Origin of the sequence: Brasilonema bromeliae SPC951 (assembly GCF_012912135.1) — a bacterium.
Lineage (GTDB): Bacteria > Cyanobacteriota > Cyanobacteriia > Cyanobacteriales > Nostocaceae > Brasilonema > Brasilonema bromeliae.
The window spans coordinates 1-4,295 of sequence record NZ_QMEB01000346.1; the positions used below are offsets into that span (position 1 = coordinate 1).

The window sequence follows — 4,295 nt, forward strand, 5'->3', positions numbered from 1 at the left end:
TCGGAAAATACTCAAGTCACTCAATCAAAACCTAAGATATAAAAGAATGAACTGATGTTCCATTACTAAAAAAAGATTTGGATTCAAAACTAATATAGTTCAGAGCAGAATAAATTTCAGTTGATGTAGGCAGTCGCAACCCCAGAAAACCTTTCAGTTGGTGTTGGGTAGAGTTCCTCAAACGGACAGTTCGTTCTAGTTAGGGGAAGTGTTGCTGTGTAATTGTCTGCCCAACTAATATCGTTTTATTTTTTCTCTAACTGATCGATATTAGAACCTAAACAACAGAGTATTTTCCTAGACAAAAAATAAAGGGTTTATATGATTATAAAAAAAATAACGGGACTTTTTGCTGCAACTGCTGCTATCACAAGTGTATTTTCTGCTGTCACTCCTGCAGGCGCTGCCACATTTACTTGGGAGAACCTGACACCCTATGAAGTTAAAGACAAATCAACCGATGATTCAGGATTCCAATCTCGAATTCCCGAGTTTCAGCAATATGTGCAACAGGAAAGAATTGCAATTCCTGAAGACAAATTAAATAAACTAGATCCCACGAAGCTGAGTCTAAAAAATGATCACAATGTTCGCGTTTGGTTCTTAAATGAGGGTGCTGGCTATAAGAATCAGTTGGCTTATGAAGCTATCAACGGTTCTGACTACCAGAAAGGATTAATTTTTGAAAACATCTCTTGTAATACATCAAATGGCGCGAATTCAGCGTGTCAGATAGGAGAAGATAATGGCGTTTTAAATATCGGAGACTATGTTGATTTAGGCACGAAAGCAGCTGGAACTAAACTCAATTTCTTTCTGAAAGCAGATGGGTTTAACAATCCTAACGGCTATGTTTACGGCGCAGATGCAACTCAAAATCCAGACGGACTGGATCATCTAGTGGCTTATGAAATGGATGGTTATCTGTTGGTGGGTTTTGAGGATTTGTATGGACCAGAAGGTTTTAGATCTAATGGAAATGGTGTTTTAGCAGCTGATCGCGACTTCAACGACGTTGTTTTCTTGGTTGATTTAGGTAGGGACAACATAGCGACTGTTCCAGAATCTGCAAGTGCGATCGCACTTTTGGGTATAGGAGGAGTTGCTATGTTACAACAGCGTCGCCGTCGCCAAAAGCAAGCCAAGGAAATAGCTTAATTTTCTCTACAGATGGGATTCGTAGCCCAAGTCGCTGGCTAAAATAGGTTTATGTCCCAAACAACACCAAAAAACCAGTTGGCTTCCGATTCCTTAACGACTACTTCTCCCACATTTATTCTAGTGGATGGGCACTCCCTCGCCTTTCGTTCGTACTTCGCTTTTGCTAAAGGAAGAGACGGCGGATTACGGACAAAGACGGGAATTCCCACAAGCGTGTGTTTTGGCTTTCTCAAATCTTTGTTGGAGGTGATGGCGACTCAACAGCCACAAGCAATGGCGATCGCCTTTGATTTGGGTTTGCCAACTTTTCGCCACGAAGCATATGATACATACAAAGCAAACCGCCCAGAAACACCAGAAGACTTTGTTCCAGATCTGAAAAATCTACATGAGTTGCTAGATGCTTTGAATCTGAAAATTGTCACGGCTGCTCGTTACGAAGCAGATGATGTTTTAGGAACTTTAGCACAACAAGCAACGGCTGCTGGATATCAAGTCAAAATTGTCAGTGGCGATCGCGATTTATTTCAACTCATCGACACTGAAAAACAAATCAGTGTTCTGTATTTTAGCCCAGACGCCTTAAAAGTTTCTAAAGCAAGTCTTACTGAATTTGGTCCAGAACAAGTTAAAGAAAAACTAGGTATTAGACCATCACAGATCGTTGATTATAAAGCTCTTTGTGGTGACAAATCAGATAATATCCCTGGTGTCAGGGGAATTGGCGAAAAAACAGCCGTGCGCTTGCTGAACACGTACGAATCTGTGAAGCGAATTTATGATGCATTACATGAAATCAAAGGTACACTTCACACAAAGCTAGAAACTGGGAAAGAGGATGCTGAAAAGTCTCGTGAATTAGCGGAGATTGTCCTTAATGTTCCTTTGGAAGTTGATTTAGAAAACTGCATTCTAAAAGGGTTTGATATCAGCGCCCTGACACCTATTTTAGAAAAGCTAGAATTCAAATCTTTTTTAGGGAAAATTAACGAACTTCAGCAACGTTTTGGTGGAAAAGTTGAACAAACACCAGAAACAGAAACAAACGAATCAATCAGCACTCAACTTAAGCCAAGCACAAATAACGAGGATGATGATTTGTGGTTTTTCACTGCTGATGATACAGCAAATCAACAGCAACCCCCTACTTCTGCAATTAAACCACGCATCATTAACACCCCAGAACAACTCACCGAATTGGTTAAGTTGCTGCAAAAATTCACCGACACTCAGCATCCCGTTGCTTGGGATACTGAAACGACTGATTTAGAACCACGAGACGCTGACTTAGTGGGAATTGGCTGCTGCTGGGGAACGGAACCAGATGAGATGGCTTACATACCACTTGGTCACAAAGTCGGGGATAATTTAAACAAAGATTTTGCCTTAGAAGCACTACGTCCAATTTTAGAAAGTGCTGATTATCCCAAAGCTTTGCAAAATGCCAAATTTGACCGCTTAATTCTACGGTGTCAAGGAATTAAGTTGGCGGGAGTTGTCTTTGACACGATGCTAGCAAGTTATGTCCTAAATCCTGATAGTAATCATAATCTGAGTGACTTGGGTCAGCGTTACTTGGGTTTAACGGCAAAAAGTTATGCTGATTTGGTTCCAAAAGGGAAAACCATCGCTGATTTGGATATTCCCAGCGTCGCAGATTACTGCGGTATGGATGTTTATGTCACATTCCAACTCGTGGCAAAATTGCGAGAGGAACTGGAAAATCCAGCTTTGTACAAACTACTCGTGGATGTGGAACAGCCACTAGAACCAGTTTTAGCTGAGATGGAAGACCAAGGAATCTCCATAAATACAGCGTACCTGCAAGAACTTTCACAGCAGTTAGAAATAGATTTAGCGAAGTTTGAAGAGGAAGTTTTTAACATTGCTGGAGAAAAATTCAACTTGGGTTCCCCCAAACAATTGAGCCAGATATTGTTTGACAAATTAGGATTAAATACGAAAGTTTCCCGTAAAATTCAAACGGGTTATTCTACAGATGCTGCGACATTGGAAAGACTGCGAGAAGTTGATGAAACTGGCATTATTGATGCGATTGTTGAGTATCGTACCTTATCGAAATTGAAATCAACTTATGTAGATTCTCTGCCAAAATTGGTGCGCTCAGATACTCACAGAGTACACACGAGTTTTAACCAAACGGTAACATCTACTGGTAGATTGTCTTCCTCTGATCCGAATTTACAAAATATCCCCATTCGCACTGCTTTTAGTCGCCAGATTCGCAAAGCATTTGTGCCAGAATCTGGTTGGTTGATGGTTGCTGCTGATTACTCACAAATTGAGTTACGGATTTTGGCTCATTTGAGTCAAGAACCTGTCTTAGTTGAAGCTTATCAACAAAATGAGGACATTCACACTGTAACAGCGCGGCTCGTTTTTGAAAAAGAAAATGTCACATCAGAAGAACGACGGTTAGCAAAAACCATCAACTTTGGTGTGATTTATGGAATGGGTTCTCTAAGATTTTCGCGCTCAACTGGTGTGGATAAAGCCAATGCGAACGAGTTTATTAAACGATTTAACAGTCGCTATCCCAAAGTGTTTGAATATTTAGAGAAAGTGAAAAAGCAGGCTATATCCCAAGGTTATGTCGAAACAATTTTGGGGCGTCGTCGTTATTTCGATTTTACCAGCAACAACATACGCAAATACAAAGGCAACAAACCAGAAGATATTGACTTGAAAAAACTTGGTAATTTAGGTGCTGAAGATGCGGGGTTACTGCGTGCTGCTGCCAATGCACCGATTCAAGGTTCCAGCGCTGATATTATTAAAATTGCGATGGTAAAGCTGCATGAAGTTTTGCAAAGTTATCAAACGCGTCTGTTGTTACAGGTACACGACGAATTAGTGTTTGAAGTTCCACCAGAGGAATGGGGAGAATTACAACCGCGTATTAAAGATGAAATGGAAAATGCGGTGTCGTTGAGTGTACCGTTGGTTGTGGATGTTCGCGTGGGCGACAATTGGATGGAGACGAAGTAGGACTTGAACCTCACCCCCCGCCCCTTTCCGATGTTTTGGCTACGGTGTACACACAAGTCATCGAATTACCCAAAATTCGGAACCTCACCCTGCCCTGTCGGGCATCCCTCTCCTTATTAAGGAGA

Annotated in this window: 2 protein-coding genes; both read left to right on the top strand. The window is 41.2% G+C overall.

What is annotated here, in order from left to right:
- The first annotated feature begins 321 nt into the window (after positions 1-321).
- Complete coding sequence (locus tag DP116_RS27195) at positions 322-1,158, top strand: DUF4114 domain-containing protein (protein ID WP_169158098.1); 837 nt, start codon at positions 322-324, stop codon at positions 1,156-1,158.
- A gap of 51 nt (positions 1,159-1,209) precedes the next feature.
- A complete protein-coding gene (gene polA / locus DP116_RS27200) occupies positions 1,210-4,170 on the top strand; it encodes a DNA polymerase I (RefSeq protein WP_169158099.1) in 2,961 nt (986 codons plus the stop codon).
- The last annotated feature ends 125 nt before the right edge of the window (positions 4,171-4,295 follow it).

Excerpts from the sequence above, each read along its gene's own strand:
- polA (WP_169158099.1), top strand. The coding sequence starts at position 1,210 with ATGTCCCAAACAACACCAAAAAACCAGTTGGCTTCCGATTCCTTAACG.
- DP116_RS27195 (WP_169158098.1), top strand. The coding sequence starts at position 322 with ATGATTATAAAAAAAATAACGGGACTTTTTGCTGCAACTGCTGCTATC.